Annotated in this window: 24 protein-coding genes; 15 read left to right on the forward strand and 9 right to left on the reverse strand. The window is 62.3% G+C overall.

All coding sequences use genetic code 11. The features are described from left to right. Positions 1-9: 9 nt before the first annotated feature. On the forward strand, positions 10-276 hold the full coding sequence (locus ACLM42_RS07295) for a YciI family protein (protein WP_415398667.1): 267 nt from the start codon (positions 10-12) through the stop codon (positions 274-276). Position 277: 1 nt separating this feature from the next. Here ACLM42_RS07295 and ACLM42_RS07300 read toward each other — a convergent pair whose 3' ends face one another. Further along, positions 278-613 (reverse strand): c-type cytochrome, encoded by a 336-nt coding sequence (locus tag ACLM42_RS07300; protein ID WP_415398668.1) that lies wholly within the window; start codon positions 611-613, stop codon positions 278-280. A 99-nt stretch (positions 614-712) separates the two neighbouring features. Here ACLM42_RS07300 and ACLM42_RS07305 point away from each other — a divergent pair, with 99 nt between their 5' ends. Then, positions 713-1,891 carry a metallophosphoesterase family protein gene (locus ACLM42_RS07305; protein WP_415398669.1) on the forward strand — a complete coding sequence of 393 codons (1,179 nt, stop codon included), beginning with the start codon at positions 713-715 and terminating at the stop codon, positions 1,889-1,891. A 3-nt stretch (positions 1,892-1,894) separates the two neighbouring features. After that, positions 1,895-4,594: an AAA family ATPase gene (locus ACLM42_RS07310; RefSeq protein WP_415398670.1), complete on the forward strand. Its 2,700-nt coding sequence runs from the start codon at positions 1,895-1,897 to the stop codon at positions 4,592-4,594. A 9-nt stretch (positions 4,595-4,603) separates the two neighbouring features. Here the strand turns inward: ACLM42_RS07310 and ACLM42_RS07315 are convergent, their stop codons facing one another. Beyond that, on the reverse strand, positions 4,604-4,969 hold the full coding sequence (locus tag ACLM42_RS07315; RefSeq protein ID WP_247910546.1) for an AbrB family transcriptional regulator: 366 nt from the start codon (positions 4,967-4,969) through the stop codon (positions 4,604-4,606). A gap of 120 nt (positions 4,970-5,089) precedes the next feature. Between ACLM42_RS07315 and ACLM42_RS07320 the strand changes: the two genes are divergently transcribed. Together ACLM42_RS07320 and ACLM42_RS07325 are read left to right on the forward strand one after the other, a co-directional pair. Then, a complete protein-coding gene (locus tag ACLM42_RS07320) occupies positions 5,090-5,563 on the forward strand; it encodes a GNAT family N-acetyltransferase (RefSeq protein ID WP_415398671.1) in 474 nt (157 codons plus the stop codon). After that, positions 5,563-6,096 (forward strand): Nif11 domain/cupin domain-containing protein, encoded by a 534-nt coding sequence (locus ACLM42_RS07325; RefSeq protein ID WP_415398672.1) that lies wholly within the window; start codon positions 5,563-5,565, stop codon positions 6,094-6,096. The genes ACLM42_RS07320 and ACLM42_RS07325 overlap by 1 nt, the downstream gene beginning before the upstream one ends. On the opposite strand, the gene ACLM42_RS07330 is transcribed toward ACLM42_RS07325, so the two are convergent. From ACLM42_RS07330 to ACLM42_RS07350, 5 genes are read right to left on the reverse strand one after another with little or no spacing between them, the layout of a single operon-like run. Next, positions 6,032-6,520, reverse strand: a complete 489-nt coding sequence (locus tag ACLM42_RS07330) for a phosphate-starvation-inducible PsiE family protein (RefSeq protein ID WP_247910543.1) — start codon at positions 6,518-6,520, stop codon at positions 6,032-6,034. The two genes, ACLM42_RS07325 and ACLM42_RS07330, sit on opposite strands and share 65 nt — an antisense overlap. Then, positions 6,517-6,762 (reverse strand): hypothetical protein, encoded by a 246-nt coding sequence (locus ACLM42_RS07335; protein ID WP_247910542.1) that lies wholly within the window; start codon positions 6,760-6,762, stop codon positions 6,517-6,519. Before ACLM42_RS07335 ends, ACLM42_RS07330 begins: the two co-directional genes overlap by 4 nt. A gap of 47 nt (positions 6,763-6,809) precedes the next feature. Beyond that, positions 6,810-7,139, reverse strand: a complete 330-nt coding sequence (locus ACLM42_RS07340) for a hypothetical protein (RefSeq protein WP_247910541.1) — start codon at positions 7,137-7,139, stop codon at positions 6,810-6,812. Continuing rightward, positions 7,139-7,504, reverse strand: a complete 366-nt coding sequence (locus ACLM42_RS07345) for a YkvA family protein (protein WP_247910540.1) — start codon at positions 7,502-7,504, stop codon at positions 7,139-7,141. The genes ACLM42_RS07340 and ACLM42_RS07345 overlap by 1 nt, the downstream gene beginning before the upstream one ends. Positions 7,505-7,548: 44 nt before the next feature. Next, positions 7,549-8,484, reverse strand: a complete 936-nt coding sequence (locus ACLM42_RS07350) for an RNA polymerase sigma factor RpoD/SigA (protein ID WP_415398673.1) — start codon at positions 8,482-8,484, stop codon at positions 7,549-7,551. A gap of 194 nt (positions 8,485-8,678) precedes the next feature. Here ACLM42_RS07350 and ACLM42_RS07355 point away from each other — a divergent pair, with 194 nt between their 5' ends. Genes ACLM42_RS07355 through ACLM42_RS07370 form a run of 4 tightly spaced genes read left to right on the forward strand, consistent with a single transcriptional unit; the run spans position 8,679 to position 14,050 of the window. Then, positions 8,679-9,176, forward strand: a complete 498-nt coding sequence (locus tag ACLM42_RS07355; RefSeq protein WP_247910538.1) for a DUF2214 family protein — start codon at positions 8,679-8,681, stop codon at positions 9,174-9,176. Between the two features lie 8 nt (positions 9,177-9,184). Beyond that, a complete protein-coding gene (locus ACLM42_RS07360) occupies positions 9,185-9,838 on the forward strand; it encodes a peptidase (RefSeq protein ID WP_415398674.1) in 654 nt (217 codons plus the stop codon). After that, positions 9,835-12,978: an efflux RND transporter permease subunit gene (locus ACLM42_RS07365; RefSeq protein WP_415398675.1), complete on the forward strand. Its 3,144-nt coding sequence runs from the start codon at positions 9,835-9,837 to the stop codon at positions 12,976-12,978. The genes ACLM42_RS07360 and ACLM42_RS07365 overlap by 4 nt, the downstream gene beginning before the upstream one ends. Further along, positions 12,971-14,050: an efflux RND transporter periplasmic adaptor subunit gene (locus ACLM42_RS07370; protein ID WP_415398676.1), complete on the forward strand. Its 1,080-nt coding sequence runs from the start codon at positions 12,971-12,973 to the stop codon at positions 14,048-14,050. Before ACLM42_RS07365 ends, ACLM42_RS07370 begins: the two co-directional genes overlap by 8 nt. Positions 14,051-14,052: 2 nt before the next feature. Here ACLM42_RS07370 and hisIE read toward each other — a convergent pair whose 3' ends face one another. Next, positions 14,053-14,748, reverse strand: a complete 696-nt coding sequence (gene hisIE / locus ACLM42_RS07375; RefSeq protein ID WP_415398677.1) for a bifunctional phosphoribosyl-AMP cyclohydrolase/phosphoribosyl-ATP diphosphatase HisIE — start codon at positions 14,746-14,748, stop codon at positions 14,053-14,055. A gap of 45 nt (positions 14,749-14,793) precedes the next feature. On the opposite strand from hisIE, the gene ACLM42_RS07380 reads away from it, so the two are divergent. The 6 genes from ACLM42_RS07380 (at position 14,794) to ACLM42_RS07405 (ending at position 19,218) form a co-directional block, all read left to right on the forward strand. Further along, entirely contained in the window at positions 14,794-15,270 is a 477-nt protein-coding gene (locus ACLM42_RS07380; RefSeq protein WP_415398678.1) for a 6-carboxytetrahydropterin synthase, read from the forward strand. 39 nt (positions 15,271-15,309) lie between these two features. Next, on the forward strand, positions 15,310-15,729 hold the full coding sequence (locus ACLM42_RS07385; protein WP_415398679.1) for a hypothetical protein: 420 nt from the start codon (positions 15,310-15,312) through the stop codon (positions 15,727-15,729). 83 nt (positions 15,730-15,812) lie between these two features. After that, positions 15,813-16,271, forward strand: a complete 459-nt coding sequence (locus ACLM42_RS07390; protein ID WP_415398680.1) for a M23 family metallopeptidase — start codon at positions 15,813-15,815, stop codon at positions 16,269-16,271. Between the two features lie 24 nt (positions 16,272-16,295). After that, entirely contained in the window at positions 16,296-17,249 is a 954-nt protein-coding gene (locus ACLM42_RS07395; RefSeq protein ID WP_247910530.1) for a permease, read from the forward strand. Beyond that, positions 17,225-17,908 carry a TIGR03943 family putative permease subunit gene (locus ACLM42_RS07400; RefSeq protein WP_415398681.1) on the forward strand — a complete coding sequence of 228 codons (684 nt, stop codon included), beginning with the start codon at positions 17,225-17,227 and terminating at the stop codon, positions 17,906-17,908. The genes ACLM42_RS07395 and ACLM42_RS07400 overlap by 25 nt, the downstream gene beginning before the upstream one ends. Next, positions 17,905-19,218, forward strand: a complete 1,314-nt coding sequence (locus ACLM42_RS07405) for a hypothetical protein (protein ID WP_415398682.1) — start codon at positions 17,905-17,907, stop codon at positions 19,216-19,218. The genes ACLM42_RS07400 and ACLM42_RS07405 overlap by 4 nt, the downstream gene beginning before the upstream one ends. On the opposite strand, the gene ACLM42_RS07410 is transcribed toward ACLM42_RS07405, so the two are convergent. Further along, entirely contained in the window at positions 19,204-19,995 is a 792-nt protein-coding gene (locus ACLM42_RS07410) for a metal ABC transporter permease (protein ID WP_415398683.1), read from the reverse strand. The genes ACLM42_RS07405 and ACLM42_RS07410 overlap by 15 nt on opposite strands. Positions 19,996-20,026: the final 31 nt, after the last annotated feature.

The raw sequence follows: 20,026 nt of genomic DNA on the forward strand, positions 1-20,026 counted from the left end.
AACTGATCCGTGCGCTTTGTTCTCTGGGGGACCTACTGCGAGAACGCGCTGGACAAACGAACCCCCTACCGCGAGGAACATCTCGCCGGCCTGCAGCGCCAAAAGGATGACGGGCTGCTGATCACCCTCGGCCCCACCGAGACCAGTAGCCACGTCTTCGGGATTTACGAGGCGGAGTCCAAGCAGCAGGTCGAGGACTTGCTGCATGACGACGTCTACTGGCGCCAGGGAATCTGGACAGCCCTCGAGGTCCACCCCTGGATCCAGGCCTTCTAGGTCAAGCCTTCGGCCAGCCGGCCTGGCTTTGCTGCCAGACCCACTCGGCCACCTGCTGGACACCGTCCTCTCCCAGAGCCTCCGCATACCCGCTCATCTGCCCCTGGCCTTGGGAAGCGATCGCTGCAATCGCCTCCTGGGAGGCGATGCCCTGGCGCTCGAGGGTCGCCAATTTCAGGTTCTTACCGCGGCGAATGATGTTGCCGCCGTTGAGATGGCAGCCCGCGCAGTGCAGTTCAAACAGCTGAGCGCCGTCAGCCCAGGCCGGCTCTGAAACGCTCAACCCGAGAACCAAGACCAGGGCCAAGAGCAACCGGCGCAGGGCAGAGAGCGTCATGGAATTCAGCACAGAGGGGGCGCAGAGCACCAAGCGTCAGTCTGACCGGCCCACGACCCCAGGGGCCGCGCTGAAATAGCCCCACAACTCCCCACATGCATGCTGTCGTTTCTGCACAGTGCCGACTGGCAGATCGGCAAGCCCTACGCCCGGGTCGAGGACCCTGACAAACGGGCCAAACTGCGGCAAGTGCGGATCGCGGCCATCGATCGAATCGGCCTGTGCGCGCTCGATCAGGACGCTGCTTTCCTACTGGTCGCAGGGGATCTGTTCGACTCACCGACACCAAGCAGCAGCGACATCAGCGCCGTCTGCCAAGCCCTCGGCCGGCTGGACTGTCCTGTCTTGGTGATCCCTGGCAACCATGATCACGGTGCCCCAGGCAGCGTCTGGCACCAGCGTTTTTTCCAGGAGGAGTGCCAGCGGCGGGCCCCCAACATCCAGGTGCTCCTGGAGCGCAGACCGGTGGTGCTCGAGCAGGCGATTGTGCTGCCCTGCCCCCTCCTCCGGCGCAGTGACAGCCAGGACCCGACGGCCTGGGTGCGATCGATCGATTGGGAATCGCTGCCCAACGACCGTCCTCGCCTCCTGCTGGCCCACGGCTCCATCCATGGCTTCAGCTCCGATGACCTGGATGCCGATGAGGAGAACACCTCCAGCGCCCTGAACCAACTGCGCCTGGATGACGGTCTGCTCGAGCAGCTCGACTACGTCGCCCTTGGGGATTGGCACGGTCTTAAACAGGTCCATGCCAAGTGCTGGTACAGCGGAACCCCTGAACCCGATCGCTTTCCTCGTCATGACGCCTACCGCGATGGAGTCGTCCTGGCGGTCCGGGCAGAACGGGGCGGCCTCCCCCAGGTCACACCAGTGCCCACCGCAGCCTTGCAGTGGCATGCCGCAGCGGTGCGGCTCAGCAGCGACGACGAGCTGGAACGCTTTGAAGTTCAGCTGCAGGGGCTCCTGGGCGACGAGCCCGGACAGCATCTGCTGCTGCTGGAGGAGAGCGGCAGCTTGAGTCTCGCGGGCCATCGCCGCTACGACGCCCTGATCGAGCGCCTGGAGGCCCAACTCCTGCGCCTGAAGCGTCGGGGGCGCTGCGCGCTGACCCCAGATCCCACCGAACTCAAGGCCCTGAGCCAACGGCCCAGCGACCCTTTAATTGCGAACGTCGCCCATCGCCTGCAGTCCGAACTGGACGACACCGCGCTCGTGGAGGAGCGGCGCGAGCTGCTGCAGCTGGCCCTCGCCGAACTGCACCGCTGCGCGAGGGACTGAGCCATGCACCTGCTTTCCTGTCGCCTGCAACGGGTCCGTCAACACCTGGATCTGCAGCTGACCTTTGGTCGCCAACTGACCCTGATTGGCGGGGTCAATGAATCCGGCAAAAGCACCCTCGTCGAGGCGCTGCATAAAACCCTGTTCCTACGGTCCACCGCCACCGGTCGCGGGGTCGAGGAGCTCCGCTCGCGAACCCATGGCGGCCTGCCGGAAATCGAGCTCTGCTTTGCCGCCAACGGGGAGCGTTGGAGCCTGCGTAAACGCTTCGCCGGCGCCGGGGGAACCTGTCAGCTCAGCAACCAGCAGGGTCAAGCCCTCAGCGGTCCCGCGGCGGAAGAGGAGCTGGCGCGCCTGCTGGGTCTGGAGGGGCCCATCGAAGGACGGCGGATCGCCCAACTTCCAGAACGCTGGGCTCACCTCTGGGTGCGGCAGGGGGACTCGGGTTTCAACCCCTTGGAGGGAAAACCCGAGAGCTACGACTACGAGCGGCTGCTCCAACAGCTCCAGTCCAAGACCGATCTGGGGACCCTGCAGTCCTCCCTTGATCGCCAGGTCGTCGAGCAGCTCCAGCAGCGTCTGGGCCAGTTGTTCACCCCAACGGGCCGCATCAAAGCCGGCTCCCCGCTGGCCCAGGTCATCCAGAAGGAACAGGACTGCCTTGCGCAGCTGAACGAGGCCAGGCAGCAGCTACGCGAACTCGAGCAGGCCATGGAGCGGCTGGGGACCATCGCCGAACGCCTGAGGACCATTGATCAGGAGTTGCGGCCGGACTTACTGCGGGAGCGGGAACTGGAGCAGCAACAACAACTGCTGCAGGCAGAACTGGAGCCCGTGCTGCTGCAACGGAACACCCTCGAGCAGCAGCAAAAGCAACGGCAGGAACTCGAGCGCACCCAACAGGAGCAACGCAAAGAGCAGCTCCTTCTCCAACTGCAACTGGCCGAGTCCGACGAGCACCAGAAACTCAGGACAACCCAACGGCGGCAGGACGAACAGCAGATCGCTGCAGCTCAGGAGCAGCTGCAAAAGTTGCGGGTCCGGCAGGAGGCCATTCGACAACGCATTGCTCTCCAGCAACTGCGGCGGGAGCGTCAACAGCTCGAATCCCACCAGCAGGAGATGAACCGCCTGCAGTCGGAAGCCTCCCGGCTGAAGCAAACCCTGGCCGAACTGCCGCCGATCGATGCGGAACAGGTACGTGGCTTCCGGCGGGCCGAGCAAGCCGCCGCCCAAGCGGAGGCGCGGCTGGAGGCCATGGCCACCAGCATCGAAGTGCTCCAAAGCAATCAAGCCATCCAGCTCGCCGGAGAAGCGATCCAACCCGGGGAGAGGCGACAGCTCAACAGCATTAGCGACCTGCAGGTCGGCGACGGTGTTCGCCTCAGGGTGAGTCCCGGTGGCGGCGAATCCTTGCCCCAGGCCCAAGCCCAACTGGAGCATTGCCGCAAGGAATGCCAGCTCCTGGCGCAACGGCTGGGGGCCGCCAACAGCGAAGCGGCGGAGACGATTGAGCAACAACGACGCAGCCTCGAGCGGGATCTCATCAACCTGCGCAACGCCGCCAAGGCCATCCCCTGGTCTGGGCTGAGTGAGCGCCTCAACGCCTTGCTGCCGCGGCAGCATGAGCTCGAGCAAACCATCGCTCAGGACAGCCAGGAGGGACTGCCGGAGGACGCCACGGCGCTCGAAGGCCTGGATGGAGAACTGCGCCAGGCGATTCAGCAGCAAGACACCGCTCTTGACCGCCAGCAACAACACCAACAACAGCAGCGGCAACAGGAAGAAACCCAGGCCCGCCAACTGGAGGAACGCCGCAACCGCCTCGAGCAACTCGGAGGCTCCTTAGCCATGCTCAACGCGCGACTCCAACAGGAATCCCAAGGCGAGTCCCCCGAGGACGTCGCCGAGCGGCTGAAGCGTCTGGAGCAACAGCTGCTAGAGCGGCGTGCCGCACTGACGGCCATCGACAGTGAGCGAAAACGACTGCAGCACCAGCGCCCCGGATCTCTGGGGGCGGCCCAGCGACTCGAGCAGCTCGACCAGGAGAAAGAGCAGCTGCTGAATGAGCGGGGACAGAACGAGCAACTCTGCGCCAGCCTCGGAGCCCAAAACCCCACCGCTCAACTGGAGCTGGCCCAGGCCCGCTGGGAAAACGCCCAACTGGACAGGCGCAACCAGGAGCGTGAAGCCCAAGCCCTGCAACTGCTGCAGGAGCACTTCCACCAGGCCCAGGCGGAACTCGCCAATCGCTACAGCGAACCGCTCTGCTCGGCCCTCAATCCCTACCTCGAGGTTCTGCTGAATACAGGGCCAGAACGGGCCCTACTGGAATTCAATCCCAAACATGGCTTCCAGCAATTGCAACTGCTGCAAGACACCCAGGCCTATGCGTTTGCGCAGCTCAGTGGAGGAATGCGCGAACAACTCTCTGGAGCCCTGCGACTGGCCATGGCCGAAGTCCTGATGGGTGCCTATGACGGCGCTCTGCCCTTGGTTTTCGACGATGCCTTTACCAACACCGACCGGCAGCGGCTAGCGCAATTGCAATCGATGCTGCATCGCGGCATGGAGCAAGGCATTCAACTCATCCTGCTGAGCTGCCATCCTGAGGACTATCAAGACGTCCTGAACTGGGCACAAAAAAACCCCCTCGAATCGCTCGAGGGGGCGTCTGGAGTCGAAGTGAATCTCAGCCGTTGAGGCCGACGATCACTCCTCGTCCTCGTCGCTACCACCGGCAGGAATCAGACGAATCTGCTTACGACCGAGCTTGATTTCGAATTCGTCACCGGGCTGCAGATCAAGCATGGCGGTGTAGGCCTTACCAATCAGCAGGTTGCCGTTGCCCTGAACGGTGGCGGTGTAGCTGAGCTTGCGACCGCCTTTACCAACCTTGCTGCTGACGCCCAATTCAACGCCCTTGGCCTCCAGCAGTGCCTCGTAAAAAGCGGTGAAGTTCAGGCGCTCACCGCCATCCTTCTTGGAGGAGACATAACCGCAAGCACGAACGATATCGGACTTACTTACATCGCCAAGCTCTTTAACCTTGGCCAGCAGATCGGAACCGGTGAGCATTGAAGTAAAGGGTCTTAGCCGGATACTGATGCAACATACAGCACGGTTTAGCTAGCGACCAGATCCAAGAAAATCAAATCAAGCCAGAATTCGGCAAGGTGTTGACTAACAAAGCCCTCGATGCATCGAATCCGAGAATTACGCAGGGAGGAGCACTGTGAAGCGATCAGGATTTATCAGCAGGCGGTGCTGAGTTGCGACCAGGAGCTGTACACCGAGGCACAAAGAGAGGCCTGGGCTAGTCAAGGGTCTTCCATTCGTACACAGCTTCAGCGTGGCCATGCGCTTGCAAGCGAACAGGACGATGGCCGAATCGTCGCTTTTGCCCTACGGGATCCCCGCCAGCGCCTGGCCTTGCTCTACTGCCACCCCCGGGCCCAACGCCATGGCCATGGACGCGCCCTGATTGAGGCCGTGGAAGCGCGAGCAGCGCGGGACGAGCTCTTGGAGCTACAGACCGAAGCCAGCCTGATCTCCACTCCGCTGTTGCTGAAGCTCGGCTGGCGGATCCGCTGGAGAGAAGAGCTGTTGATCCGTGGGGTGAGCTTCGAGCGGTTCAACCTGAGCAAAGGGTTGAAACCGATACTGAGCTGATGGCCGAAGCCCAGCTCCAACAGTTCCTCAAGAAGATTGAGCAACTCAATGCCTTCGTGGCCTTGAGCGAAGCCCAGCCCGAGGTTCGGCAAGCGCTGCAGGACTGCAGCAATCACCACGATGTGGTCCAACTGGCGGCCCAGTTCGGTTTTGAGATCGGCCGGCGCTGGGGGGACAGCAGCCCCAAACAACCGAGACCCACGGATCAACCGAATCTGCTGCGGGGGGACTGCCCCACATCAGGCCAGGAGCGAACCGATGTACTGGCCAGCGGTCAGCATTGGCGCCTCGAGCGGATTCACTCCTGTCAGGCCAGCAGCCCAGCGGAAGGGTGGTACGACCAGGAGGACAGTGAATGGGTTCTGGTGCTCCAGGGGAGCGCCTCACTGCAATTTGAAGACGAAGAGTTGCCTCGGGACCTCTGCGTCGGCGATGCGCTGTTGATCGCACCGCACCGCCGGCATCGGGTTACGGCAACCGATCCGGATCCTGGGACGGTGTGGCTGGCTCTGTTCTGGTCGGCGGACGCTTGAGGTGCGATTGACGCACCAGCCAGTAAGCCGCCGCCAAGGAGACGATCGCCACCCCCAAGCCGATCAGCACAGCCGGGTCCTTCTGCATCCCCGGAGGGAAGACGATCACCTTTCGGGCGACCGCCGTCAACGCCGTCACCAGCACCAACTCGATCTGAACGACGTGTTCCCGCAGGTAGGCGGTGAGGTTCTGGAGGACCTCCACGGCAATCAAGATCACCAGGACTTGATCCAGGAGACCCACCAGGCCCTCACCGGTCCAGTTGACCTGGAGATCCAGCAGGTCGCTGCCTAGGACAATCAACAGTTGCAGGGTCGCCACCACTAGGACCACCGTGAGGGTGACCGAGAGGACCTTGGCCAGCGCGCGCTCAAACCCTGAGATCCCTCTCAGGAAGGTGCGATCACAAAACAGAGACTTCAATTGCGAAAGGGCGTGTACTGGGGCTTCGCCGGAGTATCCCCCGGAGGGTTCACCAGTTTGGTGTCGCAGGTGATACTTCCGTCCGCCGCCGTCACGCAGTTTTTGGGCTCGACCGTGGTGGCGGGGCCCACATTGCTGCCGGGCCCCCAGAGGAAGCTTTCCGACTGGGCCTGAACGGCCGCGGGGCAGGCCCCGCCCAGGGCAACGGCGGAAGCCCAGGCCAGCCAACGGGTGCGGGACATCTCAACGGTGCAACGTGCACCCACTGTGACGTGGGTCGAGGCGGCCGTCAGCCGTCTCCGACTTCCAGTCGGATTTCTTCCAGGAGGAGATCGAGTTGCCCCAAGGAGTCCTCGACAGCGGGTGAGGTCTCAGTAGGCCCAACGTCTCCTTGATCCTCGCTTTGCCAGACCGCCTCGATGTCACAAAGGCGTTCCGCCAACCCCACCAAGCCATCCCGCCGGTAGGTGCGATCCAACTCATCGAGCAAGACCGGCATCCGAATCGAACTGGCCCGCAGTGCCCGCCGCAAGTCGGACTGGGTGCGGCCGCTATGGCGAAGCCAGTCCTTGATGAAGGACTGCAGTTCATCTAACTGCTCAGAGGTGAGAGCAGCCATCAGCGCGTCGGGGGAAACCAGCGATCCAGTTTGCGCTGCGCCCGCATCCGAATGGGGTCGCTCATGTGACTTGTGCAAAGACCCAGCAGGGCGGTCAAGGCCACCAGGTCATCACTGAAGCCCGCTGCTGGGATGAAATCGGGGATCAGATCAACCGGCACAAACAGATAAGTCAGGGCCGCCAGCATGGTCAGCCGGACCTGAGGCGGTGTGCCTGGATCCAACATCAGCTCTAAGCATTCAATGGCTGGCCGGGCGATGGCACGGCCGGCACGGCGCAACAACCGCCGCAGCGCGCCCTCATCGACCTCCGTGCTGCCCAGCACCTGGGCATCAATGGGCTGGGCAGCAGGATCGACAGCCATGGACTGGTGTCACCTCAAGCGATCACACCATTCTGAAGGCAGGCCTACTGCACGACGGAATTGACATCGACCAATCCGCTTTGGATTCCAACTTTGCGTAGCTTGCGCAGAGCTCGCTGGACGACCTGACGGCAGTACTCACGGCTGCAGCCCAGCAAGCGAGCAACCTCCGCGAGGGTGCGCCATTCATGGCTGCCATCGAGACCAAAGCGCAACATCACCACGGTGCGCTCTTTCGGGGTGAGGTTTGACTGATCCAAGAGCTTCCAGACCGCGGCATTGCGCTCAGCCAGTTCGCAACGCTCCATCGGCGGAAGGTCCTCACTCGGCAACACATCCACCAACTCCGTGGGATCGGATTTGGATTTGACGATGCCCTGCAGGCTGACGGTGACGCTACGGAGCTCACAACCGAGCAAATCTTCAATTTCATCAAGAGGCAGGCCCATTGCTGTCGCCAACTGTTGAGAGTTGGGCGCCATTCCATTGCGCTGCATCAAGCGAGCCTTCGCCGCCCGCAAACGTGTCAACTTTTCATTGACATTGACAGGAATGCGAATCGTGCGACTTTGGGTCGAGAGAGCACGGTTCAGGCCCTGACGAATCCACCAGTAGGCATAAGTACTGAACCGGTGGCCACGGGTGGGGTCGTACTTTTCAACCGCCCGAGTCAACCCAAGGGTTCCCTCTTGGATGAGGTCCAACAGGTCAAGTCCTTTGCCCTGGTAGCGCTTTGCCAGGTTGACCACCAAGCGCAGGTTGGCCGTAATCATCTGATCTTTCGCCCGCTCGCCAACGCGCATCGTTCGCTTTTCGATGTCGTTGTAGGCGCAGGCCTCGCCAACACCACCAGCCATGGTGCAGCGCTCATGCAACTGCACCATCGCTTGTACCTTGCGGCCAAGCATCAGCTCTTGCTCTGGTGTCAACAACTGGTGACGACCAATTTCACCCAAAAAAGCACTCAGCGAGCTGGCCATGATTGCGGGTTCTGCTGATTTGAACCTAAGGGCTTTTTTACTCAATAAAAAAAGCCACTAAAAAGCTTCCAAGTTTCCAAGTTCCTTCCCAAATTCAGATTCACTTCGCAACTACAGATTGGCTTCCAAAGCATGAGCAGAACCAGCTCAGGAGCTCAGTCGCTACGGTCTAAAGCCACGTACAGCCCAAGGCCATGCCCGCCCCGGCTCTGATCGCCGACATCGCACCGACCGTTCTCACCCGAGCGGGCGTGGCCTACGTCCACTACCTGAGCTTCATGCTCTGCTTTGGCGCCCTGGTGCTGGAGCGTCGCTTGATCCAGCCCAACCCGAACCGCAAGGACGCCACCTTGATGGTGATCACTGATGTGGTCTACGGAATGGCCGCGCTTGCCCTGCTGGTGAGCGGCATCCTTCGGGTGATGTACTTCGGTCAGGGCTCGGAGTTCTACACGGAGAATCCGCTGTTCTGGTGGAAGGTCGGCCTCTATCTCTCCGTTGGTGGCCTCTCCCTCTACCCAACCGTCACCTACATCCTCTGGGCCATCCCCCTACGCAAAGGGGAGCTGCCTCAGGTCAGCGAAGCCCTCGCCAAACGCCTGTCCTGGATCCTCAACATTGAATTGGTGGGCTTCGCCCTGATCCCCTTCCTCGCCACCTTGATGGCCCGGGGCGTCGGGCTGCCGGGTTAATCCCAGCGATGGAGCTTCCGCCTCCAGCCTGCTCCCTGGCCTCCGAAGTGCGCCCCTGGTCCAGCCAGGGGCCGCTCCTGATCAAGGCGAGAACCGTCAGCGACAACGGCGTTGGCTACAGCAGTCGCCTCAAGACCACCCCCGCAGGCTGGCCAAGCCGCCCGCACTGGTGCGTCTGGGTTGAGCCCGTGAGCGCCAAGGGGCCTGGGGCCATCTGGGAGCAGCGCTGGCACCAAGCCGTGCAGGCCGCCCTGAGCACCTGGCAGGACCAGCTACCGATCCAAGTGGTCTCCGATCCACTGCGGGCCCAGGTCCTCGTGGAGCGGCGCCGACCTCCACGGCTGAACAACCGCGCCAGCAACGGCAGGGCGCTGCTCCAACTGCGGGAGGTGCAGCGGGAACAGCGCTGGCAGCGGGAGCCCCTGGTGACGGTGCTGATCAGCCCCGGGCAAGCCCAAACGGCGATTCAAGCCACCAGCCTCCATGAGCTAGGCCACGCCTTCGGGCTCTGGGGCCACAGCGACCAAGCCGGCGATGCCCTGGCCGTCAAAGCCGGGCCAATCCCCGTCCTGGAACTGAGCCCCAGAGATCGGGCCACCCTCAGATGGTTGCAAGAACAGCCGGGGCTGAACCAGGCTGATCTGCCCTCTACCCAGCCATGACTCCGCCGAGGCGGACCCTCTCAGATCTGTTCCTGAGACGGCCCGTGTTCAGCTTGGTGCTGAGCTTGCTCCTGCTGCTGATGGGGGCCCTCAGCTTGAGCGGCTTACAGGTGGAAAACCTGCCGAGCATTGCCCCTGGTCGCGTCAGTGTTCGGAGCTCTTACCCCGGGGGAAGCCCGGAGGTGGTCGAGCAGGGTGTCACGGCTCTGATCGAGCAGCAACTCAATGGGCTCGAGCGACTGGAGAGCATCCGCTCAAGCAGTAGTGGCAGCGGCAGCAGCATTCAGCTGAACTTCCGCGGCGGCTCCCCCGAGCTCAACCAGGTCAACACCCAAAACGAAATCGCCCAGGTCCTTCGACGACTGCCGGCCCAGGTCGCCCGCCTCGGCGTTCAGGTCAGACGCAGTTCCGATGACCTCTTGATGATCCTGAGCTTCAGCGCTGATCCCCAGCGCTACACGCCGCAGTTTCTCAACGGCTGGGTGAGTCAAGTCGTGCAGCAACGGCTGCAGCGGGTCGAGGGGGTCGGCGATGTCCGCCTCTTTGGCGGCAGCCCCCTGGCCTTCCGGCTCTGGCTGAATCCCGCGGCGCTGCTCGAGCGGCAACTGACGATCAACGATGTGGAACGGGCCCTTCAGGCCCAAAACGTCTTGGCTGCCCTGGGGCAAACCGGTGAAGCGCCCATGCCTCCCGGACAGGCCACCACCCTCCCACTGGAGATGGAGGGACGGCTCCGCAGCAGAGCGGAACTCGAGCAACTGGTCGTTGGGGAGGGGCCCGAGGGCGGGGTCGTTCTCCTGAGTGACATCGGGCGGGTGAGCCTGGGCAGCGAGAGCTATGACGCCGTCGCCACGAACCTCCAGGGCCGCAGCGCAGTCGCCATTGGGGTCTACCAACGCGATGGCACCAATGCCCTCGCCGTCAGCGAATCCGTGGAGCAGGCCCTGGAGGAGCTCCAGCCAGATATCCCCCCGGGCATTGATCTACAGCTGATCGTCAACGAAGCGGAGACGATTCGCACCAGCATTGGCGAAACCGCGGGCAGCCTCAGGGATGCGGTCCTGCTGGTCTTCCTTGCCCTACTGCTGGGGCTCGGCAACAGTCGCCTGGCCCTGATCAGCGCCCTGGCCGTCCCGGTCTCCCTGCTCGGATCGATCACCTTGATCAAGCTGGCCGGTGGCTCGATCAACACCCTCAGCCTGTTTGGAATGGTGCTGGCCTCGGGCCTGGTGGTGGACGACGCCATCGTCGTCAGCGAGGACATCGGACGCCGCTTGGAAGCGGGGGCCTCCCCCTTGGCCGCTGCCCGTGAGTCCATGGCCGAACTCGGCGGAGCGGTGGTCGCAACCTCTCTGGTGCTGGTGGTGGTCTTCCTCCCGGTGATCGGTCTGGAGGGAAGCGTGGGCCGCCTTTATGCCCCGATCGCCATCAGCATCAGTGCGGCCATCGCCGTGTCGACGTTCAACGCCATCAGCTTTACCCCGGTGGCAGCGAGCCGCTTGCTCCATGCCGAGCAGCGCGAGCCCGCCTGGCTGCTGCGTTGGATTGATCCGCCCCGGCGCTGGCTTGAATCCTTGGAGGAGCCCTACAGCCGTTGGTTGGAGGGCTCCCTGAAGCTCCGCCGTCGCGTCATGGCCAGCGTCTTGGTGGGCCTTCTCGTCACAGCCCTGGGCTTGAGCTGGAGGCCCACGGCCTTTATTCCCCAGGAGGACAACGGGCAGTTGAGGGGGGTGGTGGTCCTGCCGGAGGGGCTCTCGCTGCAGCGCACCGAGGCCGTGATGACCCAGGTCCTACAACTGGCTTCGGCGGACCCGGCGATTCGAACCGGCAATTTCTATGCCGGACGGTCCTTCGGCGACAGCACCCCCAACAAGGGCCTGCTCTTTCTGCGGCTCAAACCGATCGGTGAGCGAGGGCCTGGCCGTCCCAGCACCGAAGCGGTGGCCAAACGGCTCAACCGTTTACTGCGACAACAGATCTCAGGGGCGACGGTGATCGTGAGCCAAGCGCCCAGCGTGCGCGGATTCAGCAGCGAAGGGGGCCTGGAGCTGGAGCTACTGGATACCAGCAATGGGCAGTTGTCCCTGCAGCAATTTGCTGGGGAGGCCCAACGGCTGATCCAAGCCGCGAATGCCACTGGTCTGTTTGAGCGGGTCTCAACCCGCTTCAGCGCCGATTCACCGCTCTTGCGCCTGGAGCCCGATCGACTGCAGATGGCCTCCCTCGGGGTGGAACTGAGCCAATTGGTGAGCACCTTGCAGGCCAGTTTGGGCAGCAGCTATGTCAACGACAGCTTTGAGGGCGACCAGGTCCGCCGGGTGATTGTTCAACTCGATGGCTCAGGACGGCGCAATCTCGATGACGTCCTGGCTCTGCAGGTGCGCTCCAAAACAGGAGCGCTGATTCCCGTCGGCCAGCTTGTTCAGGTGGAGGCCTCGAGCGGAGCGAGCACGATCAACCACAGCCGCTTGGTGCGCTCCATCAGCATCCGCGCCCTGCCGGCCTCTGGGGTGAGCACCGGGCAAGCCATGGCGGAATTGGAGCGGCTGCAACAGCAGCTCGGCGGCCGCAGCACCGACCTGGCCTGGAGGGGACTGGCCGAGGAAGAGAGACGCTCAGGCGGCAGCACCTTCCGGGTCTTTGCCCTGGCGGTGTTCGTGATGGGGCTGGTGCTCGCCGGCCTCTACGAGAACCTGCTGGACCCCTTCATCATCTTGATCACCGTCCCGCTGGCCCTGCTGGGGGCGCTGGGGGGCCTGGTGCTGCGGGGGCTGCCGCTCGACGTCTATGGCCAGATGGGGCTGCTGGTCCTGGTGGCCCTGGCAGCCAAAAACGGAATCTTGATCGTGGAATTCGCTAATCAACGGTTGCGGGAGGGGCTGAACCTGGACCAGGCCATCCGCGAGTCCGCCCGCTCCAGGCTGCGGCCGATTCTGCTGACGGCCATCTCCTCCCTCGCGGGATTCCTACCGTTGTTGTTGGCCAGCGGCAGCAGCGCCAGCAGCCGCATCAGCATCGGCACCGTGGTTTTCTTTGGCCTGCTGGTGGCCACTGTTTTAAGCCTGTTTGTCGTCCCCAGTAGCTACAGGTTGATCAAGGGCTGGGAGCTCCAACTCAAGGCCCGGAGAACGCATGCCTAAATCGCTCTGGCCGGGTCTAGCCACCCTTGGACTTCTCGCTCTCTGGGGCTGCGGATCCCCTGCAGGGCGGCCGGCGCAAAAGGTCAAGGCGGCGCCGCTGGAGCGGGAAGTGTTCGTGCAAAGCATCGACACCGTCAGCACCCTGGAGGCCACCGATGAGATCGAACTCGCGGCCCAGGCCGGCGGGCGCATCCAACGGGTGCTCGTCCAGTCAGGGCAATCCGTGCAGGCGGGACAACTTCTGCTGGTGCTCGATCAAACCCAACTGAAGGCGGATGTCTCCGCCCTTCAAGCCCAAAGCAAGAGCGATCAACTGGCCTACGAACGTTTTGCAGGCCTGGTGAAAGAGGGTGCGGCAACCGCCCTGCAGCGCGATGAATTCGAAGCCAAGGCGATCGGCTCCAGCCAAGCCCTTCGGGCGAAGTTGGCGGATCTCTCCTACAAAGATGTGCGCGCTCCCATCGCAGGGGTCATCAGCGATCTGAGTGTCAAAGCGGGGGATGTCCTGCAGGCGGGTAGTCCCTTTAGCCGGATCATCCGCAACGAGGCCCTACAGGCCCGCATCGACGTGCCGGCGGCCCAGGCGAACCGTCTGGCGAGCGGCCAACTAGTGCAATTGCTGGATGGACAGGGTCAACGCCCCGTTGCCAAGGGGCGATTGACGATGATTGACCCCAACATCAACCCCACCAGTCAGACCCTTCTGGCCAAGGCCAAGATCAACAACCCCAAGGGGACGCTTCGAGACGGCCAGCGGCTCAGAACCCGCTTGATCATTGGCGCCGAGCGCCACCTCGCCGTTCCGTTTGAGGCGATCACGCGTCAGTTCGGCCAGACCTTCGTCTTTGTGGTTGGGACCCCGGCCCAATGGAAGAAGGATCCCGGCAAAACGCCGCTGACCAGCATCGAGCGCCTACCGGCGGGCAGCAAAGTCGCGCTTCAGCGCAGCGTCAGCCTGGGACCCTTGCAGGGCGATCGCTATCCCGTCCTGAGCGGTCTCTCGGCGGCGGATCGTGTGATTCTGAGCAACCGCTCTGGGCTCCGCCACGGGAGCCCCGTTCGACTGAAGTAGCCCTACTCGCGGCGGGGTGCTCCGCGGCGGGCCGCCAGCACTTCCTGCACCCGGCGCCAGCTCACACCGTGGTGGGCCAAGGCGACCTGGAGGTGGAAAACGATGTCGGCCGCCTCGCCCGCCATCTCCTCAGGACTGTTGTCCTTGCAGGCCATCACAAATTCGGCGCTCTCCTCCCCGATCTTTTTGAGGATCCGGTTGTCACCGCCCTCGAGCAGCTTGTTGGTGTAGCTGCCGGGCTCGGGCTGATCGCGGCGGCCTTCGATCACCCGCATCAACTCCGTGCAGGCATCGGCGGGCGGGGGAGCGGCGCTGGTGCCACCGCCCGTCGGGCTCGGGCCGTCGTCGTAAAAGCAACTACGGGCCCCGGTGTGGCAAGCCACATCGCCCTTCTGCTCGATCGTGAGCAGCAACACATCGGCGTCGCAGTCGTAGCGGAGTCCCCGCAAGGCCTGGGTATGGCCGCTGGTCGCCCCCTTGTGCCAGAGCTCCTGCCTGGAGCGGCTCCAGTAATGCACCTCACCGCTGACCAGGGTGCGCTCAATCGCCTCTTGGTTCATCCAGGCGACCATCAACACCGCCCCATCGAGCCAGTCCTGCGCCACCGCCGGGATCAAGCCTGCCTCGTTAAAACGAAGGGAGCTGATGAAGGCCGGATCTGTGGCCTGAAATGATGCCTGCAAGGGCTGCCGATCCATCTCACCCGATCCTCCCTCAAGACCCACATCCAGCACCCACTGGCGATGACCGCCGCCTACACCTGCAGCAAAACCTTTAGCGGCTATCCCTGTTGCCACCGGCAGTGGCGACACAGCGGTCATTGCCGTTTTGTGCACGGTTACAGCCGCAGTTTCTGCTTTTGGTTCCAGGCCAAGGATCTGGACGAGAACGGCTTTGTGGTGGATTTCTCCAGCCTGAGCGAACTGGAGCAACGCCTCAGGCAGCAGTTTGACCACACCTTTTTGGTCAACGCTGACGACCCGCTCTTGGAGCAATGGCAGGGCCTCCACGAGCAGGGGGCCCTGGATCTGCGGGTGATGGACAACGTCGGCATGGAAGCCAGTGCCGCCCTGGTCTGGGACTGGGCCAACACGCTGTTGAAGGCCCGCGATGGCGGCCGCAGCTGCTGCTGGAAGGTCGAAGCGCGTGAGAACGAAAAGAACGCCGCCTCCTACGCGGACGTCCCCACATGGTTTAACAACGAAACCCGGGAGGACTGATCAAAACCCAGCAGGATGGCGCCACCGCTCGAGCGCCCCATGGTCAGCAGTCCTGAACGTCCGACCAAGACCCGCGCGTTCAGCCCTGCAAGCTGCTCGGAGCCACCAAAACGCGTGGCCATTGGCATTGCGCCTCTCGGAATCGTGTCCATCGGCATCGTGCCCATGGGAGTGGTGAGCATTGGTGTTGTTCCCATGGGCGTGGTGAGCCTGGGCGTCGTGGGCATGGGCGTGCTCAATGCCTGCCTCGTCGGCATGGGGGTGGCCGTCGCGGGGCTGAACACCATGGGCCTTTGGACCCTGAGCCCAAGCCCAGAGCATGCACATCAGCCCGCATCCAAGGCACTGACCATCTACCCCAGCCAGCAGCAGGCCCTGAAGAAGGCCCAGGACTTCGGCTGCTCCGGCGCCCACCCCATGGGCTCTGGCTGGATGCCCTGCAACGAACACCCGCATTGAAACGCGATCCTGTCGCATAGACGACATTCAAGTCTCAGGGGTCGTAATTTAAGATCCGCTTTCGATTTCGCGAAAGCTTTTTCTTGCCCGTTGCACTCCTGGTTCCAGCACTGCAGTTGCTCAATCCCATGCCAGGGGTTGTGACCCAAGACGCCCACGCGGAACATCCAGCCCTGGACATCGCCTGCGCCGTTGGCACTCCGGTGCGCGCGGCCCATGACGGTGTAGCCACGGTGGTCCGCAGCCACACCCATGGCAACACTGTGGTGCTGGTGGGCAACAACGGCCTCGAAACCAGCTACAGCCACCTGCACAGCACCCAGGCGCCAGGGACCTACAAACGGGGTGACCTGATCGGGCTTTGCGGCAACACCGGTATCTGGACCACAGGCCCCCACCTGCACTTCGAGACCAACCGACCGGCACTGCTGAGCAACCTGGACACGAGCTTCTACAGCGACATCGCCCAACAACCCAGCACTCCCAGCGCCGAGGTGACTGGAATTGGAGGTTCCCCAGCGGCCTTGGCTGGGCAAAACTAAGGACCCCAGCCGCTGCTCTCGCCCTTGGCTCGAATCGCGACGATTTGGGCCATCTTCCAGGGCCTCTTGATTGAAGCCCTGCCCTTTCTCTTGATCGGGGTGCTCATCGCAGGCCTGGCGCGCTGGGTCGCACCAGGCGGACGCTGGCTGCAGCGCCTGCCCAAGCAGGCCGTCTTGGCTCCACTCAGCGGAGCCGCCCTGGGCTTTGCCTTACCTGCTTGCGAATGCGGCAATGTCCCGGTGGCCCGGCGACTGCTGGCCGGGGGGGCCTCCATGGGGTCGGCACTGGGGTTTTTGTTTGCAGCCCCTGTTCTCAACCCGATTGTGTTGGCCAGCACCTGGGCGGCATTCCCCGATCAGCCCTGGTTGATCGCAGCGCGCCCCTTGGGAGCGCTGCTGGTCGCGGTGGTCCTCTCTGGATTGCTCCAGAAACTGCCCGAGGGACAACTTCTTGAATCAAGCCTGCTCGCCGAGCGCCGGCTCAGCCAACCCTTAGCGGAGGCCAGCCTGCTCGAGAGAAAAAGTGGTGTGCTCGGCACACCCACTCAACCCCCTCAAGCAAGACCGAATCGTCCGAGCCTGACCACGGTGCTCGAGCACAGCACGCGGGAGTTTCTCAACCTGGCTGTCTTGCTGATCATCGGCAGCCTGATCGCCGCCACCGTGCAAACCCTGCTGCCTCGCAGCTGGCTGCTGGCGGTGGGGGGATCGCCAACGCTCTCCATTCTCAGCTTGATGCTGATGGCCGTTGTGATTTCGGTCTGCTCCAGCGTTGACGCCTTTTTAGCCCTGGGATTTGCTGCGCAAATCACACCCGGTGCGCTCTTGGCTTTTCTGGTTTTAGGTCCAGTTGTCGACCTGAAATTACTGGGACTATTTGGAGTGATCATGCGACCCAAGGCGATCGCCGTCACCGCGATCGGAGCCAGTGTTGTTGTGTTGTTAATTGGGCAATGGGTCAACCTGTGGCTGCTCTGATCCGCCCAATCACCTTGGCCCTCTGGGGGGCCGTGCTGGTGCTGAGCACCCTGAGCGGACGTTTAGATCTGTTGTTGCGAGGAGTGTTCCACCCACTCGTGGGACTCTGCGGTTTCGCCCTGCTCGCTCTGGCCATTCAGCAACTCCTCAGGCCGGGTCAGGCGCTGGAGTCGCCCAAGACCAACCAGGCTTGGATATTCAGCAGCGCCATGGCCATCGCTGTTTTGATCGCCCCTCCCAACCCCTCCTTTAGCGATCTGGCGGCAAACCGCAGTGAAGCCTTGGCCTCACCTGCAGAACTGGAATTTGTCCTACCCCCATCCCAGCGAACGCTGACGGATTGGGTCAGGCTTCTGCGCAGCCAACCGGATCCCCAGCTGTATGTCGGCGATCCCGTCAACATCAGCGGCTTTGTTTACGAACCAACCAGAGGAATGCCACAACTCGGTCGCCTCACTGTTCGCTGCTGCTTAGCCGATGCGACCCCGATCGGCATTCCGATTCGTTGGCCTGAGACCTACAGACCAAAACGCGACGAATGGCTCCTCATCCGCGGGCAGATGGGCATGGAGTTCACCAGCAATGGATCCAGCCAAAGCGTTGTGATCCCTGAGCAAATCCGATCCATTCCAAGGCCTGAGCAACCCTTAGAGCCATGAAGCAGCTGAGCTGGTTACTCGGAGCTGGTCTTGCTCTAGCCGCCGTTCAGCAGCAGCTCCTGCTGAAGCGTCCTCCCCATGTGCGCCAGCTGGACTCGAGCACCCTGAGCTCTGGACCTGCAGCTCTCAATGTTGAGTTCAGCCGTCCCATGCAACGCAACAGCGTTGCGTCGGCAAGCGAACTCAGCCCCAGGATGAGGCGCCAATGGCTTGGGGCGGGCAACCTCTTGCGTCTGCTTCTTGAGCCCGGCCAAACCATTGCAGGTCCCCTACAAGTCGTCCTTCGGGGAGAGGATCAACGTGGGATTGCCATTTCCCCAGAACGCTTCTGGTGGGATCCAAGGCCCAGGCTGCTTGTGGTCGCACCCGGACCAGAGGGGGATCGCCTGGACATTCTTCAGCGCGATGGACGCTGGAGGACCTTGAGCCGAGCGAACGCGCCCATCTCCTCGGTCACCCCCCTCGGCAATGGTTCAGGAATTGCCTTCAGCACCAGTGGCGAGCGAACTGAACAGACCTGGCTCCTCGAATTAGAACAACAAGCCGTCTATCGATCAAAGACTCCAAAACTTGTAGTCAAAGGACTCAAGCAACTTCTCGACGCTCAACTGACCTTCACCCACTTCAGCACCAACAGCACAGGGGATCTGTTAGTGCAGTGGGGTGCTCCTGGCTTTGCACGCTCTTTCACAACGTTGGTGGAAGCCAATGGGCAGCGAAGACGCCTCGACCTTGAAGCATCAGGGACAGCTCAGCTTCTTCCAGGAGGAGGCGCACTGATTGCACCAGAAGCCGATGGGCTGGTTTTGAGCAACCTTCCTGGACGACCTCAACGTCGGCAGTTCCTCCCAGGGAGTCGGGACCTCAGCAGTTTTTGTCCAACAGGAGGGCGAGCTCTGCTGGTGCGTCGATGGCCGGACTACCGTCAATCCATCGAGCTCCTAGAGCCTGGACAAGCACCCAAGCAGCTTTGGATTGGCCTGGATGCCGTGATGGGAACAGCCTGCGAACGCAGCGGGGAAAGGATCTGGCTGTTATTGACCCATTGGGATCCAGTCAAGAACACACAGACCCCAAGGGTGATTGCAATGAGCCGTTCTGGGGTCATCCAAAACCAGCGAGAGCTCAAAGGCTGGGAGCTTGAAACTCGGAGCCATTTTGAATTGGATTCAACACGGGATGTCCTCCTTCTAACCCTGAGAAATCCAAAGCAGAAGTGGGGACGTGCAGCAGAACTTCAAGCGTCAGACTTAGAACTAAGCATTATCGATAAGCCCATCAAGCAAGCATTCTGGTTACCTGCGCAATAGCTGCAATGGCAGGGTTGCCATGCATACGACACCAATCACAGGACCCGGCGGAAGATTGATCGATTCCTGCACCGCCAATACAAACCCACCGCCAGACAAAACCAATCCCCAAAGGGCCGATCGAAGCAGGGCTTGCCGCAAACTCCTGGCCTTGGGCAGAGCCAGTAATGCAGGAGCTGCCATCAAGCTGACAACCAAGACGATGCCCACTGCGCTAACGGCACTCACCACCGCTGCGGCCGCAACCAACGTCAGCAAAAAGCGCAGGGCTGTGACCTGGAGCCCTGCGGCTTGGGCTCCAACAGGATCGACGCCGAGATAGACGTACTGGCGATAACGCCCCGCCAACAGAATCACAATCAAAGCCAAGGCCATGAGGCTTTGGATGAGCTCACGGGGGCCAGCGGCCAAAAGATCCCCGAACAAGACAGCCTCAAGATCGACGCGGATCCCCAGCAAAGGAATCAGGAGAACACCGAGACCAAGCGATCCGGCCAACACGGAGTTGAGGACTGCTTCCCTGTAGCGATCTTCCTGGGGCAAAGCACTGGTCATGCGCTCCGCCACCAGTGCAAATAACACCCCACTGATCAGGCCGCCGATGCCGGGTTCAATTCCCCAGAAAAGGGCAATGGCCAGTCCGGGCAGCACAGCATGGGAAATCAGGTTGACCTGAAACAGCCGTCGTTGCACCAAGAGTGCTGTTCCTGCCAGAGGGCAGAGCATGCCCACCACAAGAGCGATGGTGAAGGGAAAGAGCCACCAAGAGTCAGCCATAGGATCAGGAACACCTCCGAAGTGGAAGCGC

The sequence above is a fragment of the Synechococcus sp. W4D4 genome (genome assembly GCF_047716805.1).
GTDB lineage: Bacteria > Cyanobacteriota > Cyanobacteriia > PCC-6307 > Cyanobiaceae > Vulcanococcus.

Coding starts and splice junctions, on each gene's coding strand:
- ACLM42_RS07300 (WP_415398668.1), bottom strand. CDS start 613: ATGACGCTCTCTGCCCTGCGCCGGTTGCTCTTGGCCCTGGTCTTGGTT.
- ACLM42_RS07305 (WP_415398669.1), top strand. CDS start 713: ATGCTGTCGTTTCTGCACAGTGCCGACTGGCAGATCGGCAAGCCCTAC.
- ACLM42_RS07310 (WP_415398670.1), top strand. CDS start 1,895: ATGCACCTGCTTTCCTGTCGCCTGCAACGGGTCCGTCAACACCTGGAT.
- ACLM42_RS07315 (WP_247910546.1), bottom strand. CDS start 4,969: ATGCTCACCGGTTCCGATCTGCTGGCCAAGGTTAAAGAGCTTGGCGAT.
- ACLM42_RS07320 (WP_415398671.1), top strand. CDS start 5,090: ATGCATCGAATCCGAGAATTACGCAGGGAGGAGCACTGTGAAGCGATC.
- ACLM42_RS07325 (WP_415398672.1), top strand. CDS start 5,563: ATGGCCGAAGCCCAGCTCCAACAGTTCCTCAAGAAGATTGAGCAACTC.
- ACLM42_RS07335 (WP_247910542.1), bottom strand. CDS start 6,762: ATGTCCCGCACCCGTTGGCTGGCCTGGGCTTCCGCCGTTGCCCTGGGC.
- ACLM42_RS07340 (WP_247910541.1), bottom strand. CDS start 7,139: ATGGCTGCTCTCACCTCTGAGCAGTTAGATGAACTGCAGTCCTTCATC.
- ACLM42_RS07345 (WP_247910540.1), bottom strand. CDS start 7,504: ATGGCTGTCGATCCTGCTGCCCAGCCCATTGATGCCCAGGTGCTGGGC.
- ACLM42_RS07350 (WP_415398673.1), bottom strand. CDS start 8,484: ATGGCCAGCTCGCTGAGTGCTTTTTTGGGTGAAATTGGTCGTCACCAG.
- ACLM42_RS07355 (WP_247910538.1), top strand. CDS start 8,679: ATGCCCGCCCCGGCTCTGATCGCCGACATCGCACCGACCGTTCTCACC.
- ACLM42_RS07360 (WP_415398674.1), top strand. CDS start 9,185: ATGGAGCTTCCGCCTCCAGCCTGCTCCCTGGCCTCCGAAGTGCGCCCC.
- ACLM42_RS07365 (WP_415398675.1), top strand. CDS start 9,835: ATGACTCCGCCGAGGCGGACCCTCTCAGATCTGTTCCTGAGACGGCCC.
- ACLM42_RS07370 (WP_415398676.1), top strand. CDS start 12,971: ATGCCTAAATCGCTCTGGCCGGGTCTAGCCACCCTTGGACTTCTCGCT.
- hisIE (WP_415398677.1), bottom strand. CDS start 14,748: ATGGATCGGCAGCCCTTGCAGGCATCATTTCAGGCCACAGATCCGGCC.
- ACLM42_RS07380 (WP_415398678.1), top strand. CDS start 14,794: ATGACCGCCGCCTACACCTGCAGCAAAACCTTTAGCGGCTATCCCTGT.
- ACLM42_RS07385 (WP_415398679.1), top strand. CDS start 15,310: ATGGTCAGCAGTCCTGAACGTCCGACCAAGACCCGCGCGTTCAGCCCT.
- ACLM42_RS07400 (WP_415398681.1), top strand. CDS start 17,225: ATGGGTCAACCTGTGGCTGCTCTGATCCGCCCAATCACCTTGGCCCTC.
- ACLM42_RS07405 (WP_415398682.1), top strand. CDS start 17,905: ATGAAGCAGCTGAGCTGGTTACTCGGAGCTGGTCTTGCTCTAGCCGCC.
- ACLM42_RS07410 (WP_415398683.1), bottom strand. CDS start 19,995: ATGGCTGACTCTTGGTGGCTCTTTCCCTTCACCATCGCTCTTGTGGTG.